Below are 19,065 nucleotides of genomic sequence, written 5' to 3'. Positions count from 1 at the left end.
AACTTGCCAGAGAGACAAGCTGAATAAAAGGGTTCGTTTTTCTGCGAGTAGGGAATTAACGTTTGATTACGTTAATGAAATTATTATTGTACATAGTTATACCAAAATCATGTGACAAATTATAGCGTACAGACGCTAATTTACACCTAATCGGATTTCTCTGTTAAGCCAATGTGTATGTTTGTTGCAGGGTATTATTTTTTCACTATCAGGTGGTGATATACTCAGGTTTATAAGAGCTAGTCTGCAGAAACCTAAGGAGTTGACATGTTAGTTGTAGTTTCCCCAGCAAAGAATCTTGATTTCGAAACTGAAATTCCAGTGAGCTCGTTCACTCAGCCAACCATGATGGACGATACAAAGCGTCTGATGGAAGTGTGTCGAACGTTGTCGCCAGCAGACTTATCGTCACTAATGAAAATTAGCGATAAGCTAGCAACCTTAAACGCCAATCGTTTCGCTGAATTTTCTACTCCTTTTGATAAAGACAATGCCCGTCAGGCCATGTATGCGTTTAATGGTGATGTTTACACCGGACTTGATGCATATACCCTCAGCGATGAATCGGTAGCGTTTGCGCAGGAGCACTTAAGAATATTATCGGGGCTTTATGGACTGTTGCGCCCTCTCGATTTAATGCAGGCATATCGACTGGAAATGGGGACAAAACTCGCCAACTCCGAAGGTAAGGATTTATATGCGTTTTGGAATAATCGCATTACCGATGTGCTGAACGAAGCACTAGCAGCTCAAGGCGACAACGTGTTAGTTAATCTTGCGTCGAACGAATACTTCAAAGCCGTCAAGAAAAATACACTTGACGCTATGGTCATCACCCCTACGTTCAAAGACTGCAAAAATGGGCAGTATAAGATAATTAGCTTTTTTGCTAAAAAAGCGCGTGGTCTCATGGCCCGTTATATTATTGAGAACAAAGTGGCTGATGTAGACGGGTTAAAAGCGTTTGACACCGATGGTTACCAGTTTAGTGAAGAACAAAGCTCCTCAACTGAGCTTGTCTTTTTGCGAAATCAAGAAGCCTAATCAGGATGTACAGCGCTATAACGACGCGCCAGAGAGCGTGTCGAGCTTGATTCTCTATTCTTCTGTTTACGACGTGTTCTTGAAGGTGCTTATTCCTTTAAACCGTCGCCCTGCAAATAGCTCCCTTTATACAAAGTGTAACAATTGATGCGCACACATGCATGGCACTTTGTATCGAGAACGCCTAAAGTAAGCGCCAATCAATTAGGTCAACCAAAGCTTGCTGTATTACAGTCTGCAAAACCTATTTAAAACTAAAACGACAAAGGAAAAGGTATGATGATTAATAAGATGCTGTTGATTAGTAGTGCGGTGGCGCTAGCGCTTGGTACGTCAGTTGCTTTCGCAAATTCTCATAATGACGCTTTAAAAGAGCCAACCGTTATGCAAGAAGCTCAAAATGAACATGAAACACTTTTTGCGCTTTTTGCTGCATCGGACGAGCGTAATTTAGCACTTAACCCTGTAATGGCGATATTTCGTGGTGATATGCGACGTGCCGACCGTTTAGGCGATTTTTTAACAGATGCCCATGATTTAGCAAGCAGGACTAATACACAGCTCAATTTGTCGGAACTTGCGCAGATTGACAGAAGCAAGCTAGATGATACTGACAAATTGGCTTACGACGTATTTAAATACAATCAAGAGCGCGCGCTTGAGATGTCTTCTCCTGAAATAAGCGCACTAACCCAAGTACGCCCTGTTAATCACTTTAGTGGGTTTCATACATTCTATCCCTCATTTGCAAGTGGTAAGGGCGCTGCTCCCTTTAAAACCGTTGAAGACTACGAGAACAATTTATCACGACACAAAGATTATATTGCCATTTCAGATAGAGCTATAGAGCGCTTTAAAGAGGGTATGGAATCTGGCGTGTTAGAAACTACGCTTACCATAGACCGCGTTATTAAGCAGTTTGATACACAGCTAGCAATACCGCTTAAAGAGTCGCAGTTTTGGGGGCCTATCACGATGCTTCCAGATTCATTTTCTGATGAAGAAAAGGCTCGCTTAACGAATGAATATGAGCAGGCTACGCAAGACATTTACGATGCCACCACCCGTATGCGCGACTTTCTTCAAACTGAGTATTTACCTGTTGCTCGTAAAACCATTGGTTTGAGCGAGATGAAAGGCGGTGCAAAGCTTTACGAACTCATGGTGGAAGGCTCTACCACGCTGCCATTAACGCCTGACGAACTGCATGAACTTGGGCTTAAAGAAGTTAAGCGCGTTAAAAACGACATGCTAGCAATAAAAGACGAAGTTGAATTTGACGGCACGTTAAACGAGCTTTTCGATTTTGTGCGCTCAGACCCGCAGTTTCAGCCTGAAAGCCGTGAAGCATTAACCCAAAGTTACTATCGTATTGGCAAAGAGGTAGACAAGAAAATTGGTGAGTATTTCTCATTATTGCCAAAGTCAGAGCTAGAGATAAAACCTTACGATCCGGCTATTGAGCAGTTTAGCGCCGGTGGTTCTTATCAACCGGGTACGCCTGATGGGTCACGTCCCGGAACGTTTTTCTTTAACGCCTATGATTTACCTAGCCGTTTAACCACGGGGAATGTGACGCTGTATCTTCATGAGGGAGCACCAGGTCATCACTTCCAAGTAAGCCTTGCTCAAGAAAACGACTCATTGCCTTCGTTTATGCGCTTTAGCTTTTTACCCGCTTTTGGCGAGGGATGGGCGCTTTACTCTGAAACGCTAGGGTACGAAATGGGCTTTTTCGATGATCCGTGGAACCGTTACGGCACATTGCAGGATGAGCAGTTAAGAGCCATGCGCTTGGTGGTTGATACTGGTATTCACGCCAAGGGCTGGAGCAGAGAAAAAGCCATCGACTTTATGCTTGATAACTCTGGTATGACGCGCACTGAGGTGGTGGCAGAGGTTGAGCGTTATATTGCTATTCCTTCACAAGCATTATCTTACAAGGTTGGCGCATTAAAAATACAAGAGTTGCGCGCACGGGCTGAACAGGCCCTTGGCAAGCATTTTGATATTCGAGAATTCCATGCGAAAGTATTAAACACAGGTGGTATCCCGCTGGCTATTCTTGAACAAAAAATAGATCGTTGGATAGCTAGCCAAAAAAGCTAGTCTTTAAAACATAAGACTACAAAGCCAGCTTTTGCTATCTAGCAAAAGCTGGCTTTTTGTTTTTTAATTAGTCCATATTCCGAAGCAGCCAATGTTATAGCTGATTTAATCGCTATTGGCTTTTGCCCGTATCACTTATATCTTCGCAGCCAATTCGGCGCCCTGACGAATGGCTCTTTTAGCATCAAGCTCAGCTGCTACGTCGGCGCCACCTATGATGTGTACCGTAAACCCGGCTTCTTCAAGAGGCGTTTTTAAGGGTGTATATGGCTCTTGGCCGGCACATACGATCACATTATCAACTTCCAGTAGTTTTGGTTTGTCGTTAATAACAACGTGAAGCCCTTTGTCATCAACTTTCTCATACGATACACCGTTGATCATTTGCACGTTATGAAGTTTGAGAGACTGACGGTGGATCCAGCCTGTTGTTTTGCCCAAGCCCTTACCCACTTTTGTGGTTTTACGCTGAAGTAAAAATACTTCACGCGTGGTTGGGGTGAGCTCTTTTTCCTTAAGTGCGCCGCCGGCGGCATAGCTTTTATCAATTCCCCAGTGATTGAGCCACTTGTCTTTATTCTCCGACAGATCTGCATCTTCAACTAGGTATTCAGCGACATCAAAACCGATGCCTCCGGCACCGATCACCGCTACGCGTTTGCCCACTTCCACATGATCTCGCAATACGTCGAGGTAACCCAATACTTTAGGATGGTCGTGGCCTTCAATAGTTAAGCTTCTCGGTTTAATACCGGTAGCTAAGACAACCTCATCGAAATTTCCATCCTTTAATGTCTCTGTGTTAGCAAGAGTATTTAAATGAATAGTGACATTGGCTCTTTCTAATTGGTGTGTAAAGTAACGAAGGGTCTCATAAAATTCTTCTTTTCCTGGTATCTGCTTGGCGTAATTAAATTGACCACCAATCTCGCCAGCTTGGTCGAATAGATGCACATCGTGCCCGCGGTCAGCGGCGTACATGGCAAAGGATAAGCCTGCTGGTCCTGCACCAATAACCGCCAGTTTTTTCTTGTTAGCGGTTGGCGTGAAAGTGAGTTCGGTTTCATAGCAGGCCTGGGGATTCACTAAACAGCTTGCACGCTTTTGCTCAAAGGCATGGTCTAAGCAGGCTTGGTTACAGGCTATACAGGTGTTGATAAGCTTCGATTCATTTTGCATTGCCTTGGCCACAAAATGAGCGTCGGCAAGAAAAGGGCGCGCCATGGAAACCATGTCCGCGTGGCCCTCTGCCAACACTGACTCAGCAACTTCTGGCGTATTTATACGGTTAGTCGTCACTAGCGGCAATGATACCTCTGCCTTCATACGCTTGGTTATCCAAGTGAAAGCCGCTCGCGGGACCGAGGTTGATATTGTTGGCACTCTCGCTTCATGCCAACCAATACCTGTATTAATGAGCGTTGCGCCTGCCTTTTCTATCTCTTTAGCTAAATAAACCACTTCATCCCATTGGGCTCCGCCCTCCACTAAATCCAGCATTGAAAGACGGTAAATGATTATAAACTCAGCCCCTACTTTTTCACGCACAGCTTTCACTACCTCGATGGCCAGTCGCGCTCTATTTTCAAGGCTACCTCCCCATTCATCGTCTCGCTGATTAGTGCGTTCACAGAAAAACTGGTTAATGAGGTAGCCCTCTGACCCCATAATTTCTACGCCGTCGTATCCAGCCTTTTGAGCTAAACCTGCGCAATTTGCATAGTCTTTTATTGTGCTTTTAATACCGCTTGAAGACAGTGCTCTGGGTTTAAAAGGGGTAATGGGTGATTTCATGGGTGAAGCTGATACGGCTAGAGGGTGGTAGCCGTAGCGCCCAGAGTGAAGAATCTGCATGCATATCTTGCCGCCCTCAGCGTGAACAGCGTCAGTAATGACTTTGTGTTTTTTAGCGTGTCTCTTACTGGTCATCCGCCCTGCAAACGGGGCTACCCACCCAGAAATGTTAGGGCTTATTCCTCCTGTTACGATGAGCCCTACGCCGCCTTTTGCCCGCTCTGCATAAAATGCAGCCAATTTATCAAACCCGCCTTTTTCTTCCTCTAAGCCTAAATGCATAGAGCCCATCAATGTGCGGTTTCGCAATGTGGTAAAGCCTAAGTCGAGAGGCTCGAGAAGGTGGGGGTAGGGCGTAGTCATAGACATTTCTCTATTTATAGTTTTAATGGTTTGCCTCACGTTTTCTGAAGCCTTGTATATTAAGTGCTTTATATAGGCAAAAGGTGTTGAGGTGGATAATCTAAATTGCACAGGTCGCAAAGCAAGTGTTCCAACATATAAGTCGCAGTTACAAGCCGCACCTAACAAGCCTCTCTTATGCCTAATACAACATAGTAATCTGTGAATACATAAAATAACGCTGTTCTGATTATTTACTAGGAACAGCGTATCGTAAAGAGAGTTTATTAAAATATAGCGGACATAAAAAAACGAGGTCAAAGACCTCGTTTTTAAAAAGTAGCCAACAAGGGCAGCTTGCCTTAGTCCACGTACATTTTTTGTTTAAACTTAAGGGTTTGCTTTTCAGCGGCTCTTTGAGCGGTGACTTCAAAGCGATAAGTCTCTTGGTCGCGAAACGGCAATACTGCCAAATAATAAATAGCATCACCGTCTTCCACCTTCTTAAAGGTCAGCTGCTTTTTACTACCAAGCAAGTTCGTTGCGTTGCCAGTCACTGATACTCGCTGAGCTTCGCCAGAGTCTTTATTCAACACCGAAATATTCACTAGCGCATTGTATTTACTGCGAACGATACCGTAGCTAGCTGCCACCTCAGGTGTTAAAAACGGCGTATTCACTACCATGTAGTGCACATCCCACTCACCGAGCGTTTCTTTTTGCTCCGCATGAGCCTGCACGCTTAAGCACATGAGTAGTGCACCTATAAACACTGATGACACTTTTTTAACTTTATTCACCGCTGTTCCTCGTATTGACATTATTCGCACCGTTTTTTTCGATTTGGTGGACGGCGTTAGCGTAAATCATCACCGACGTAAATATTCACCTAGGTAAATCCTCACCTACAAAGAAAGAGAGGATTGCCCATTCATCGATTACAAACTCATAGCACTCTGAGCGCGTCTTGGATCAGCAGCTGTAAAAACTGTAATCCAATGATTGCGATAAGCACTGACAAATCTAGGCCGCCCAAAGGAGGGATAACTTTGCGAATAGGCGCTAAAAAAGGTTCGGTAAGCTGATGAAGCACATAGTCTATAGGAGACTGACCCTGTGAGACCCAGCTTAAAATTGCCCGCAATAGCAGCACCCAGAACATAAGCGACAAGGTTTCTTTTATCACACCCATGACTGACATAATGACAATCCCGATAGGGTTTAGATTGCCGCCAGATATCAAAATTAAGGTAATGATTTTAAGCGCACAAACAGCAATCGCTAACACAAAGGTGGCCGTATCAAATCGACCTATGGACGGGATAACGCGTCGCAACGGCCCTACAATCGGATGTGTGGCCTTCACGATGAATTGGCTCATGGGGTTGTAAAAATCGGCTTGCACCATCTGCAGCCACAACCTCAAGATGACAATCATCAGGTAAAGGTTAAATAATGTATCGACTAAAAATACCGTTGCGTTCATCTACTGTTTTTCCTAAAAACGTTAAAGCTGTTTTGCCATTTCTTCGGCTCGAGCGACGGCAGCGCGCATAGACTTGCTGACAATATCTTTTAAGCCTTCGTCAATGAACGTATTTACCGCCTGTGCGGTCGTACCGCCTTTAGAGGTAACTTGGGCACGAAGCTCACTTAATTCAAGGTCAGGGTTATTGCACACCATTTCAGCTGCACCTAGCATAGCTTGCTGTACCATAAGACGAGACTGGGCTTTATCAAACCCCATATTCATGGCTTCTTCTTGCATGTTCTGAAGGAATAGGAAGAAGTACGCAGGACTACTACCGGCAGCGGCAATGACACCGTTAATACCATCTTCTTCATTAACCCAAACGGTTTCACCTACGCTGTTCATTACATCGTCTACATAGGTTCTGTCTTCTTGCGTCACTGTGTCATCGGCATACATACCCGACATGCCTTTACCTAATAAACTTGGCGTATTGGGCATAATACGAACCACTGGGTAGTCACCACCTAACATCTCTTGCAGGCGAGACACTGGAAGGCCTGCTGCAATACTCAAAAAGAGCTTACCCGCAAGGTCATTGTTTTTCTGTAAGTCGGCGCACATGTCGCCCATAATCTGTGGTTTTACTGCAAGCACAATGGCATCGGCAAACTGGCAGGCTTCATCATTTGATTGTGTGGTTCGTATGCCAAACTCTTCTTTTAGCTTGTCTAATTTCGGTGTAGACGGGTTAGCTGCAAGTATATTTTCTTTTGCATAGCCAGACTGAATTAATCCACTGATGATGCTGCGGCTCATATTGCCTGCGCCAATAAATGCCAATTTTTTCTGTTGCATGTAAATCCTATTTGTTGTCTGTGTAATGCTCAATTCAACACGTTTAATTGCATAAAGGTAACGTCGCACTTGCGTATTGCTTAGTTAAGTCGTGCGTTTCAACGTTGTCGGCTCATTTTTCAACGCTAATGCTTAGGGGGAGTCAACTCACCCACGCTGACCGAATATAGCGGTGCCTATACGCACCATGGTAGAGCCATTTTTGATGGCAGCGTTCATATCGCTGCTCATTCCTACGGATAGGGTATCAAAATTAGCCAGCGATTTGTGGTAATGGTCATATAATTCTTTCAGTTTACCGAGAGTATGGGTTTGTTCTTCTTCGCTTGGGTTGGCTTTTGGAATGGCCATAATGCCTCGAAGACATAATTTTTCTTGCGATTCGATAAACTGAATTAAGCCGTCAAGTTCGCTAGGTTTAACGCCAGATTTGCTGTCTTCATCATCAATGTTAAGCTGAATACATACATTTAGCGCAGGTAAATTATCGGGGCGTTGTTCGTTTAATCTTCGCGCCACTTTTTCTCTATCAACCGACTGAACCCAGTCAAAGTGCTCGGCAACAACCTTGGTTTTATTCGATTGAATAGGGCCAATCATGTGCCACTCTATATCGGTAAGGTGAGCAAGTTCCTGAACTTTTTCAACACCTTCTTGAACATAGTTCTCTGCGAACATTCGTTGTCCCGCATCATACGCTTCAATAATATCCGATACGGGTTTAGTTTTGCTCACCGCTAGTAATTTGACTGAATTTGGTGGACGATGTACTGACGTAGCGGCTTGTGTAATTCCCTCTAGTGCGGAATTTATTCTTTCTGCTATTGTTTGCATTATTCACCTTGTTATGGAGAAGTGGTTGTGGATATTACCGAACTTTTAGCGTTTAGTGTTAAGAATAACGCCTCAGATTTACATTTGTCAGCCGGACTCCCGCCGCTTATTCGCGTTGATGGCGAAATGCGTAAGCTCAACGTTCCAGCCCTTGATCACAAGCAGGTTCACGGCCTCGTTTATGAAATCATGAACGACATGCAACGCAAAGAATACGAGGAAAACTTAGAAACCGATTTTTCTTTTGAAGTAAAAGGACTATCGCGCTTTCGTGTAAACGCGTTTGTGCAAAATCGCGGCGCCGCAGCGGTACTTCGTACCATCCCAAGTGACGTACTCACGTTAGACGATTTAGGTGCACCTGAGATTTTCAAAGACATTATCAACCAGCCCACTGGGATCGTATTGGTGACTGGGGCCACCGGTTCGGGTAAAAGTACAACATTGGCGGCTATGGTCGATCACATCAATACCCACAAACGAGAGCATATTCTTACCATAGAAGACCCCATTGAATTTGTGCACGACAATAAGCTTAGCCTGATTAACCAGCGTGAAGTGCATCGAGACACACACTCGTTTAACAATGCGCTGCGCTCGGCGTTACGTGAAGATCCCGATGTTATTCTTGTGGGCGAGCTACGTGATTTAGAAACTATACGCCTTGCTATCTCTGCCGCGGAAACTGGCCACTTGGTATTTGGTACCTTGCATACCAACTCAGCGCCAAAAACCATCGACCGTATTATTGACGTATTTCCGGCAGAGGAAAAGTCTATGGTGCGTTCTATGCTGTCAGAATCCTTACGCGCGGTAATATCGCAAACCCTATTGAAAAAAGTAGGCGGTGGACGAGTCGCTGCCCATGAGATTATGGTGGGGATCCCGGCCATTAGAAACCTGATCCGCGAAGATAAAGTGCCGCAAATGTACTCGGTTATTCAGACCGGTCAGGCACATGGTATGCAAACCATGGATCAGTGTTTGCAGCGCTTGGTGGCAATGGGCGTGATTACAAAGCAAGATGCTGCGGCTAAGTCTGTTGATAAACAATCGATGAATAACTTCTAGAAAGTTTGTTGAACACTTGTAATTAGGTCCAATTTTTCAGGTTTAAAACTCAGGAACCACAATGCTAGATTCGCTTTTACAAAAAATGATCGACGGTAATGCGTCAGATTTATTCGTTACTGCAAATTTTCCAATTAGCGCAAAAATCAACGGCAAGCTTACGCCTATCTCCGATTCAGTAACCTCTGAAGAATTAGCGTTGTCTCTGGTTCATGAGGCGATGACAGAAAAGCAGCAACACGAGTTTCATACGTCTAAAGAATGCAACTTTGCTATTGTTAGAGAAGGCATCGGGCGTTTTCGTTGTTCTGCTTTTTGGCAGCGCGACCAAGCGGGAATGGTTATTAGGCGTATTGTAACTCAAATCCCTAAAGCCGATGATTTAGGGCTGCCTAGGGTCTTAAAAGAAATCATCATGGCAAAACGCGGGCTCGTGCTATTTGTTGGGGGAACCGGTACCGGTAAATCAACATCATTAGCCGCGCTAATTGGTCACAGAAATGAAAACTCCCATGGTCATATTCTTACCATTGAGGATCCTATTGAATTTGTTCATGAACACAACAATTGCGTTATTACCCAGCGGGAAGTAGGCATAGATACGCAATCTTTTGACGATGCGTTAAAAAGCTCTCTTCGCCAAGCGCCAGATGTGATCCTTATTGGTGAAATTCGCTCCATGGAGACAATGGAATATGCCATGTCGTTTGCCGACACAGGGCATTTATGCGTAGCCACTTTGCATGCCAATAATGCTAATCAGGCCATTGAGCGAATAATGCACCTAGCGCCAAAAGACATGCACGACAAGCTGCGTTTCGATTTAAGCCTAAACATTCGCGCTATTGTTGCGCAGCAGTTAGTGCCAACGCCAGACGGAAAAGGCCGAGTTGCTGCAATAGAGGTATTGCTAAATACGCCGCTTATACGCGACCTTATTCAGCGAAACGAGATAGGTAGCCTTAAAGAAGCTATGAAAAAAGGGAAAGAGCAGGGAATGCAGACTTTTGATATGGCGCTTTACGACCTATACAAACAGGGGCGCATTGAAATAGACCAGGCACTGCACCACGCTGACTCGCCAAACGATCTTCGCCTTATGATTAAGTTAGATGCCAGTGATAACTCAAGTTTGGGAACGCTATCAAATGTGTCTTTCGATATGGATGAATAGCATCATTATTTGGTGTGCGGTGGGAGTCACTGCTTGAAAAAACTGTTTTACTCTGAGGATGCTTTTGAACTTCAGGCCGTGCGCAGTGAGCTCGACGCACTTGGCATTCCCTACATGGTTAAGAATGAGTTTGCTAGCGGCGCTCTGGGGGAGTTGCCATGGCAAGAAGCGCAGCAAGAAATATGGTTAGTTGACGATACGTGGTTTACGCGCGCTTCAAAGGCAGTAAACGGCATCAAAGCCAACTTTACTTCTAGCCGAGGTAGCAAAGGCGGCAAAGGCGAAGAAAGGGGCGAATGGGTATGCAGTAGTTGCGGTGAACAAAATGGCAGTGCATTTGAGATTTGCTGGCAATGTGGCGAGAACCTTATGAGTTAATAGCTACGGGGCTGACAATCAAGAGCAATTCACAAGCGCCGACGCTTAAAAACACGCCTTTGCCTTACTCGTAAGCGCGTTCAATCCAACTGGTAAAAATAACGCACGCCGACACACTGTCTACTTTATCTTTCGTCAGCTTTTTATACCCACCTAGTTCGAACAGCATGGCTTTGGCGTCGGTGGTGGTTAGCCGCTCGTCACATACGTCTACTTTAACTTTAAAGCGATTGTGCAAACGGTTAGCAAACTTACGAGCTCGCTGCGTCATCTGCTGCTCAGTACCATCCATATTGAGCGGTAGCCCAACAACAACCACATCAGGAAGCCAATCCTTATAAAGGATTTCGATTAGGTCCCAGTCAGGAATGCCGTCTCTGGCTTTTAAAGCTGGAAGGGGCGATGCGGTACCCGTGACTTCTTGGCCTACGGCAACGCCAATACTTTTCGTACCAAAGTCGAAAGATAATATTGTTCTGTTGCCAGTTTTATTTCCCATTTTAGGCACGACCAGAGCCTGGTGCTAATTGCCACACATCTACCCCAAGCTTATTGACGGTAGCTTGCCATTTCTTATGGATGGGTGTGTGGAATAATATTTCCTCGTCAGCCTCAATCGTTAACCACGCGTTGTCTTGCATTTCCTGCTCTAACTGGCCCTTAGACCAACCGGCAAACCCCAATGCGATAATGGCTTCATCAGGGCCTACATTGTTACCTATGGCGGTTAAAATGTCTTTTGACGTTGTTACCATAATCCCTGGTGCTAAGGCTAAACTCGATGCCCAGCCTTTTTGCGTAGAGTGCAAAACAAACCCTCGTTCCTGACTTACTGGGCCGCCTGCGAGTACGATTTCTTCTGCTTTATCGTCTGACACCATTAATTCTTTATCGGTTTGCTCTAAAAGTTGCTTCACATTCATAGTGGAGGGTTGGTTCACCACAATTCCCATTGCGCCTTCTGAGTCATGCTCACAAACATAAATCAGAGAGCGAGAAAAATAAGGATCGTCTAAGCTTGGCATTGCTACCAAAAAATGATTTTTTAAACTCGTTAACTCTGTCATATTTTTTATTTTCAGCTTGTCGCAGTCAAATTTCATTATGTTTAAGGGGTCACGCTTTTAGTGCCAAGCGCTTTTCGATGGCCTCAAACAGTTTCGCCATAATATTGATACTGAAATGACCTTCAATTTCTCGTACGCATGTGGGGCTTGTAATGTTTATTTCTGTTATTTTATCGCCAATAACATCAAGTCCAACAAAAAGAATGTTGTTTGCTTTCAACGTGGGTGCAATAGCTTCTGCTAACGCTCTGTCTGATTCAGAAATGGGTTGGGGCCGTCCGGTACCGCCGGCGGCTAAATTACCCCGAGTTTCTCCCTTGGTAGGCAAGCGAGCCAAGCAATAAGGCATAACTTCACCGTCAACAATGAGTACGCGCTTGTCACCGTCTTTTATTTGTGGCAAATATTCTTGCACCATCATATAGCGCGTGCCAAGGTGAGTCAGCGTTTCAATGATCACACCAAGGTTATTACCGTCAGGCTTCACACGAAATATGGATGCCCCACCCATTCCATCAAGAGGCTTACAAATAATATCTTTATACTTAGCGTGAAATTCACGAATTGGCACTTGGTTATTAGCAACAAGCGTAGCCGGAATGTGCTCAGGGAAATACGACGTAAACAGTTTTTCGTTGTAATCTCGTAACGCCTGAGGATTATTTACAACAAGCGCACCTGCATCTTGCGCCAACGACAGCATTTGAGTGGCATAGAGAAATTCGCTGTCAAATGGCGGGTCTTTCCTCATAAGTAATACATCAATATCACCAAGGTGAACCGCATTGGTGTCGGTAATCTCGTAAAAGTCTGCGGGCTGATCTTTTACTGTTACCGTCTTCGCCAAACCCATAGACTTACCGTTATCTAAGTAAAGATCGTTAAGTTCAAAATACACTACAGTTGCACCGCGGCGCTGTGCTTCTAGCATCATTGCGAAGCTAGTATCTTTGTGTGGTGTGATGGCCTCAATGGGATCCATGATTACGCCGACAGTATATTGCATTAGGTTCTCGCTTTTATATTAACGGTAGTCAATGTGACCTTATACCCTTTATGTTGGGGCGCTCTACCACAGTTCAAGACAGCGGCGCTCAGCACTGAGTTTAAAATTTCACTTTACATTAAATAAAACAAAATGCCTGCACCATTCCATAAACAGCATTTAAGTGACTTAGAAGTCGCCATGTTGAGCTTGCAGTATGCTTAACGACGTGAGGGCTGCAGTTTCTGTTCTTAAAATTCGTGGACCTAAGCTTACCGACAGGTATCCATTCTCGTTGGCCTGATGAATCTCGGTTTCAGAAAGTCCGCCCTCAGGCCCTATCAATAATCTGTAACCCTGCGTATTGTAAGGCTGTTTAGCAAGAGGGTGTGACGCACCCGGTGCAAGCACTAAGCGAGAATTTGAAGTAGATTGAGACAACCACTGCACGAGAGAAATTGGCTCATTAAGGGTAGGCACTATGTTCCGACCGCTTTGCTCACAAGCGCCAATGATAATTTTTTGCCATTGTTGCAGCTTTTTTTCCCAGCGGGATGGCTCTAATTTTACAGCACATCGCTCAGTGATAATTGGGGTAATTTCACTTACGCCCAGTTCAACGCTCTTTTGTAACACTATATCCATCCTGTCGCCTTTTGAAACCCCTTGACCTAAATGCAGGTGCAGAGGCGACTCATTTGAGACGGACAAGCAGGCATCTATTTCAACGATAACGTTTTTTCGCTGCACACTGATGATTATTCCACTGTACTCATTGCCGTCGCCATTGAACAAGACTATTGGGCGATTAGATTTTAGACGTAAAACCGTTGCAATGTGGTGTCCCGCCTCATGGGTAAGCTCAAATTCTTGTTCCAAGGGGATAGTGCCGGGGTAATAAACTCTAGGTATACGCATGAAAAGTTTGCAGTTGTCGTTTTTGCGTATAATACGTGGGGAGGGGGGCGACATGCAACGCCGATGTCAGCGAAATCGGCGCTAGTATGTTTAAACCAATTTTTTCGCAGGTTTTTCCACTATGCATGCCAGTAATTCGATTTCTGCGGATGCGCGAATAATTATAGTGAGAAAGCGTTACAGAAACGATACTGATGTTGACGAGTAGCGTTTAGGCTGCGCGAGCAGAATCCGTAGAGCCTGACTGTAGGGAATGGGGAGAAGAGCCAACTACATGATTGCTTTTCTTGGCATTCATGTCTTGTTGAGCTCGAGCGTGCTTAGTATGTTTACCGGTGTCTGTTCGCAGAGAATAAAGAAAGATTCCAGCAACTACAGTAAATAATAGGGTTAAGAGCAACATACGATAATCCTTTTTATAATAATTTACTAAAGCATTAATGTGGCTGTCGTTTGATGTAACAGCGTGATCAATATCTTTGCATCAGGCTTTCAGTAAACAGACTTTTATTCATTGTCTGAGTGATTTCCTAATGGACCCATCCGTGATGCTTTAGTGTAAGCTTCTTCGATTAAAAAAACATCACCATTCGTCTTTTCATACTGTCTAAAAAACTATCTATGTGATCAATATGAAAATTTAAAGTAGCGTATTTAAATAAATACGTGAGTAAAACCGATGCGCAAAGCTTAGGCGAGAAATGTGACAGCTAAGTGAACGCAAGATTAGATTCAAAACGAAATAAGGGTGTAGAATGGTGGGATAATAAAAAAGGTAAATTTCGGCCAATAAACGTACTACTTTTGGATAATAGGCGCAGGTTATAGGCGGCGTCAGCGTTAGACTTTAGCTTAGTTTTGAAGGTTAATTTAGTTTAACTATTGGTGATGTTGGTTTTTACTGATAACGTGCGTTGCATAGTAATTACAAACTCAACAAGGAATAATTATGGAAGAACAACTCTCGCTCTTTTCTGCAAGTGACGTTGAAAGGTATATAAATGATTACGCAATTCCATGGGGCATTAATATCGCCATGGCTATTGCGATTTATGTTGTTGGTAAAATTGTCGTAGGGCTGTTGTTGTCAGTCTTTCGACGTGTGATGGCAAAATCTAAATACGACGACATGCTTGTCGATTTCTTAGAAGCAATCATTAGCGCCATATTAATGCTCTTCGTTATTGTGGCATCGCTAGATCAGCTTGGTGTTGATACCACATCGCTTGTTGCTATTTTAGGTGCGGCCGGCTTGGCTATTGGTTTGTCATTGCAAGACTCGCTCAAAAATTTCGCAGCGGGTGTAATGCTTCTTGTATTTAAACCGTTCAAGTCGGGTGATTTCGTTGAAGCTGGCGGGACTGCGGGTTCAATTAAAAAGATTGGTATTTTTACTACCACAATGACAACGCCTGATAATAAAGAAATTATCGTACCAAACGGTAATATCTACAGTGGTAATATTACCAATTACTCGGCTAAGGAAACGCGTCGCGTAGATATGGTTGTAGGTATCGGGTACGACGCTGACCTATTAAAAGCGAAGCAAATACTTCAAGAAATGGTTGCAGCTGATGAACGAATTTTAGCAGAGCCAGCGCCTACGGTAGCAGTATCTGAACTTGCCGACAGTAGCGTGAACTTCGTGGTTCGCCCATGGGTTAATTCAGCAGACTTCTGGGGGGTTAAGTTTGATTTTACTGAAGCGGTTAAATTGCGTTTCGACCAAGAAGGCATCTCTATTCCGTTCCCACAAATGGATGTGCATTTGCATAAAACAGACGGTGAGTAAGATTGCGCCAGCAAGATAAATAAAAAACGCCGCTTTATAAGCGGCGTTTTTATTACGGTCATTTTTATTAGGACTTGCAGTTTGGACGCTTAGTCGTCGCTTGGTAATCGGCAAGTGCTGGGCTCATGTTTGCCCTTAAATCTTCAATGCGGGTTTGGGGAGCTGGGTGAGTAGATAAAAACTCCATCGGACTGTTTCCCCCACTCGCTGCCTCCATATTCTGCCAAAGGTTGACGGACTGACGAGGGTCAAAGCCAGACTTTGCCATGAGTTGAAGACCTATTTCATCTGCTTCTGATTCGTGAGTTCTACTAAAAGGTAATTGAACGCCAACCTGCATACCTAATCCGATAGCTGCCATAATAGGGCCTGACTGAGGCACCTCATTTGCCGCTAGCACTTGACCTGCTGCCTGAGTCCCCATATTGATTAAGGTTGATTGAGACATGCGCTCGTTACCGTGTTCAGCGATAACGTGACCTACTTCATGCCCAATGACTGCTGCGAGCTGGTGCTGGTTTTCAGCGACGCCAAGAAGGCCGGTGTAAACTCCTATTTTACCGCCAGGTAACGCAAATGCATTGACTTGCTCATCGTCAAAAACCACCACTTCCCATTTTCCATCAAAAACAGAGGCAGGTACCTGTGAGGTAATTGCATTAGCAATACATTCCACGTACGTGTTTTGCACAGCCTTGGTTGAGACTTTGAGCTCTTCTTTCATACCTGAAAATGCTTGCGCACCCATTTCAGACAATTGGGAGTCGGAAAAAAGCAGTACTTGGTTTCTACCTGTTGGAGAGGTGGCACACGCTCCTAGTACAAGCGCTGCGGCCACCGCCGCTGATACGGTGAATTTCAATTTCATTTTAAGTCCTTTGTGTCTTTAACTTCGTTTGGCCTATGAGCCTATGATCTGTGGATTGCAGGCTTTAGCGCTGATAGGCAGCCCCGCCCTCATACAAGCGCAAAACCCGTAAACCAGAGGCCAAAAGGCTTTTAGTAAGCATACCTTTATTTTAGATGGCAACATAGTTATCAATATCGGCTTAATCTTTAAGTGAATCACTGAGACATGTAATGAGGAAAATGTCATCGTCTAATAAGCTGTTGATAGCCCTTGGTAAAGCCTTTGCCAAATTAATATTTGTGTCATAAACTGACGTTAATTTATACATAGAAGTTACATTATATTTCTGTTGTACTGAAACAATGTTGGACAGATACCTACACCTGCTGATTGCACTAGTGCGCAGGAAGCGATACCCATTCGAACAGTTCAACACTGAATAACACACTAATAAAAAAGGAAATAACAATGGCAGTGCGTAATAAATTCAAGTATGGATTACTCGCTCTTCTGGTTTCGGCATCGTTAACAGGATGTGGTCTAGACGGAGATGATGGTGAGCAAGGCGAAACGGGTGCTCAAGGACCTCAAGGTGAACAGGGAACACCTGGAGCAGATGGTTCTGATGGTACTGACGCATCAATTGGTATTGCCTTAGATGTTGTAGGCCGTGCATTTTTAGGTAATCAAGGTGCTGCAGAAATTGTTCAATACCACGCGGGAACGCAAACGATTTACGCGACTAACACTTCAACGAATACCATAGCGGTTATTCCGGCTGGCACTGTCACTACCGCTGTTTTGAGCGATCCAATAAATACAATTAACCTAACGCCTTCAACAGTAGAGTTACCCGCGGACATCGATGGTGTTCCCCTAGGCGGTGTTAATAGCATTGCGGTCAGTGGTGACCTTATGGCCGTTGCCGTATCCGCAGCAGTGAAAACTGATAACGGCTACATTCTGTTCTATAGCGGCTTAGATGACGCAAATCCAGCATTTTTAGATTCGGTAGAAGTGGGAGCGCTGCCGGATATGGTCACTTTCACTCCAGATGGCGGTAAGGTGATAGTGGCAAATGAAGGCGAGCCTTCAAGCGATTACACGGTGGACCCGGTTGGTTCGATATCAGTTATCAATATTCTCGCCAGTGGCGAACCAGAAGAAACCAGCACAACGGTAGGGTTCTCCGCATTCAATGGTTCACAAGCCGAGCTGATGGCGCAGGGGATGATGTTCCCCAACCCATCTGGTCGCACAATCAATGGGACTGCCATTGCAACGACAGTGGCGCAAGACCTAGAACCTGAGTACATTACAGCAACAAACGACGTTGCGTATGTCAGCTTGCAAGAAAATAACGGCCTAGCGGTGCTTGATTTAGAAGAGTTGACGGTTGATGTTGTTGGGTTAGGTACTAAAGCATGGGCTGATTTGAATATCGATATTCAAGAAGACAGTTCAGTAAGCTTCGGTCAGTATACTGGTCTATACGGCGTATATCAGCCAGACAGCCTTGCTACTTTTACTTGGAAAGACGCTACTTTCATCGTAACAGCTAACGAAGGTGATGCCCGTGAATACTTCTTCGATGCAGATGACGCTGCAGCGTGTACTGCTGCCGGTGGTGTTTCGTTTGATGAAGACGATGGCTGTTTAGCTTACACCGATGAAGTGAGGGTGAGCGATTTAGTTGCAGAAGCAAACTCTGAGTTAGCTATGTTACAAGCTACTGGAGAAGCTGACGATTTACGTGTTACCTCAGCCATGGGCGATGCCGATAATGACGGTGAATACGACGCTGCTTTCACCTACGGCGCGCGTTCATTTACCATTTGGGATCAAAACGGTTTAGTGGTTTTCGATTCAGGCGATGATTTTGAGCGCATTACGGCGTCAGTACACGGGGTACAATTTAATAACGACAATGATGTTAACGAAGGCGATTCGCGTTCTGAAAACAAAGGGCCTGAACCGGAAGCTATTACCGTTGGTCAAATTGGCGATCGTACGTACGTCTTTATCGGTTTAGAGCGAATGGGCGGAATCTTTGTTTACGATGTGACTAATCCGTATGACGCGCAATTTACCGAGTATGTAATCAACCGCGACTTAACTGAAGGCCTTACGTCTAACGATGTTATTGGCGACTTAGCTCCCGAGAGTTTGGTGTTTGTTAGTGCAGAAGATAGCCCAAGCGGTGAAGCTTTGTTGATTGTTGGTAACGAAGTAAGTGGTACCGTTTCGATATGGCAGATTGACCAGCTGTAACGAATCATGACGGCAGCACTGTTTGCTGTGATAGTGACAAAAACCCGCTTAAATGCGGGTTTTTATTTTTGCGTTGGCAGTTTACTTTGGCAAGTGAATAGAGATTA

17 protein-coding genes are annotated in these 19,065 nt (G+C 44.6%); 7 read left to right on the top strand and 10 right to left on the bottom strand.

What is annotated here, in order from left to right:
* The first annotated feature begins 267 nt into the window (after positions 1-267).
* Positions 268-1,044: a peroxide stress protein YaaA gene (gene yaaA, locus ACOJR9_RS14840; protein WP_420933698.1), complete on the top strand. Its 777-nt coding sequence runs from the start codon at positions 268-270 to the stop codon at positions 1,042-1,044.
* 276 nt (positions 1,045-1,320) lie between these two features.
* Complete coding sequence (locus tag ACOJR9_RS14835; protein ID WP_420933697.1) at positions 1,321-3,153, top strand: DUF885 domain-containing protein; 1,833 nt, start codon at positions 1,321-1,323, stop codon at positions 3,151-3,153.
* A gap of 135 nt (positions 3,154-3,288) precedes the next feature.
* Here the strand turns inward: ACOJR9_RS14835 and ACOJR9_RS14830 are convergent, their stop codons facing one another.
* The 5 genes from ACOJR9_RS14830 to ACOJR9_RS14810 all read right to left on the bottom strand — a co-directional run bounded on the left by ACOJR9_RS14830 (position 3,289) and on the right by ACOJR9_RS14810 (position 8,452).
* A complete protein-coding gene (locus ACOJR9_RS14830) occupies positions 3,289-5,316 on the bottom strand; it encodes an FAD-dependent oxidoreductase (RefSeq protein ID WP_420933696.1) in 2,028 nt (675 codons plus the stop codon).
* Between the two features lie 335 nt (positions 5,317-5,651).
* Positions 5,652-6,041, bottom strand: coding sequence for a DUF4426 domain-containing protein (locus ACOJR9_RS14825; protein ID WP_239059958.1), 390 nt, complete (start codon positions 6,039-6,041; stop codon positions 5,652-5,654).
* A 194-nt stretch (positions 6,042-6,235) separates the two neighbouring features.
* Positions 6,236-6,775: a YggT family protein gene (locus ACOJR9_RS14820; RefSeq protein ID WP_420933695.1), complete on the bottom strand. Its 540-nt coding sequence runs from the start codon at positions 6,773-6,775 to the stop codon at positions 6,236-6,238.
* Between the two features lie 21 nt (positions 6,776-6,796).
* Positions 6,797-7,618 carry a pyrroline-5-carboxylate reductase gene (proC, locus tag ACOJR9_RS14815; RefSeq protein WP_420933694.1) on the bottom strand — a complete coding sequence of 274 codons (822 nt, stop codon included), beginning with the start codon at positions 7,616-7,618 and terminating at the stop codon, positions 6,797-6,799.
* Positions 7,619-7,765: 147 nt separating this feature from the next.
* On the bottom strand, positions 7,766-8,452 hold the full coding sequence (locus ACOJR9_RS14810; protein ID WP_420933693.1) for a YggS family pyridoxal phosphate-dependent enzyme: 687 nt from the start codon (positions 8,450-8,452) through the stop codon (positions 7,766-7,768).
* A 27-nt stretch (positions 8,453-8,479) separates the two neighbouring features.
* On the opposite strand from ACOJR9_RS14810, the gene ACOJR9_RS14805 reads away from it, so the two are divergent.
* The 3 genes from ACOJR9_RS14805 (at position 8,480) to ACOJR9_RS14795 (ending at position 11,075) form a co-directional block, all read left to right on the top strand.
* Positions 8,480-9,523 (top strand): type IV pilus twitching motility protein PilT, encoded by a 1,044-nt coding sequence (locus ACOJR9_RS14805; RefSeq protein ID WP_420933692.1) that lies wholly within the window; start codon positions 8,480-8,482, stop codon positions 9,521-9,523.
* A gap of 61 nt (positions 9,524-9,584) precedes the next feature.
* Complete coding sequence (locus ACOJR9_RS14800; protein WP_420933691.1) at positions 9,585-10,697, top strand: PilT/PilU family type 4a pilus ATPase; 1,113 nt, start codon at positions 9,585-9,587, stop codon at positions 10,695-10,697.
* Positions 10,698-10,730: 33 nt separating this feature from the next.
* A complete protein-coding gene (locus ACOJR9_RS14795) occupies positions 10,731-11,075 on the top strand; it encodes a DUF2007 domain-containing protein (protein ID WP_420933690.1) in 345 nt (114 codons plus the stop codon).
* A 64-nt stretch (positions 11,076-11,139) separates the two neighbouring features.
* Here the strand turns inward: ACOJR9_RS14795 and ruvX are convergent, their stop codons facing one another.
* The 4 genes from ruvX to ACOJR9_RS14775 form a co-directional block, all read right to left on the bottom strand.
* The gene (gene ruvX, locus ACOJR9_RS14790) at positions 11,140-11,574 is read right to left on the bottom strand and encodes a Holliday junction resolvase RuvX (RefSeq protein WP_420933689.1); all 435 of its coding nucleotides are present in this window, start codon (positions 11,572-11,574) and stop codon (positions 11,140-11,142) included.
* Position 11,575: 1 nt separating this feature from the next.
* On the bottom strand, positions 11,576-12,142 hold the full coding sequence (locus tag ACOJR9_RS14785; protein ID WP_420933688.1) for a YqgE/AlgH family protein: 567 nt from the start codon (positions 12,140-12,142) through the stop codon (positions 11,576-11,578).
* 49 nt (positions 12,143-12,191) lie between these two features.
* Complete coding sequence (gene gshB, locus ACOJR9_RS14780; RefSeq protein ID WP_420933687.1) at positions 12,192-13,148, bottom strand: glutathione synthase; 957 nt, start codon at positions 13,146-13,148, stop codon at positions 12,192-12,194.
* A gap of 168 nt (positions 13,149-13,316) precedes the next feature.
* The gene (locus ACOJR9_RS14775; protein ID WP_420933686.1) at positions 13,317-14,045 is read right to left on the bottom strand and encodes a 16S rRNA (uracil(1498)-N(3))-methyltransferase; all 729 of its coding nucleotides are present in this window, start codon (positions 14,043-14,045) and stop codon (positions 13,317-13,319) included.
* Between the two features lie 949 nt (positions 14,046-14,994).
* On the opposite strand from ACOJR9_RS14775, the gene ACOJR9_RS14770 reads away from it, so the two are divergent.
* Positions 14,995-15,837: a mechanosensitive ion channel family protein gene (locus tag ACOJR9_RS14770; protein ID WP_420933685.1), complete on the top strand. Its 843-nt coding sequence runs from the start codon at positions 14,995-14,997 to the stop codon at positions 15,835-15,837.
* A 67-nt stretch (positions 15,838-15,904) separates the two neighbouring features.
* Here the strand turns inward: ACOJR9_RS14770 and ACOJR9_RS14765 are convergent, their stop codons facing one another.
* The gene (locus tag ACOJR9_RS14765) at positions 15,905-16,705 is read right to left on the bottom strand and encodes a M48 family metallopeptidase (RefSeq protein WP_420933684.1); all 801 of its coding nucleotides are present in this window, start codon (positions 16,703-16,705) and stop codon (positions 15,905-15,907) included.
* A 450-nt stretch (positions 16,706-17,155) separates the two neighbouring features.
* Between ACOJR9_RS14765 and ACOJR9_RS14760 the strand changes: the two genes are divergently transcribed.
* Positions 17,156-18,958: a choice-of-anchor I family protein gene (locus ACOJR9_RS14760; protein WP_420933683.1), complete on the top strand. Its 1,803-nt coding sequence runs from the start codon at positions 17,156-17,158 to the stop codon at positions 18,956-18,958.
* The last annotated feature ends 107 nt before the right edge of the window (positions 18,959-19,065 follow it).

Origin of the sequence: Alteromonas ulvae, assembly GCF_048987005.1 — a bacterium.
Lineage (GTDB): Bacteria > Pseudomonadota > Gammaproteobacteria > Enterobacterales > Alteromonadaceae > Alteromonas.
Note: the sequence above shows the minus strand (reverse complement) of the source record. Positions and strands in the feature narration are given on the sequence as shown.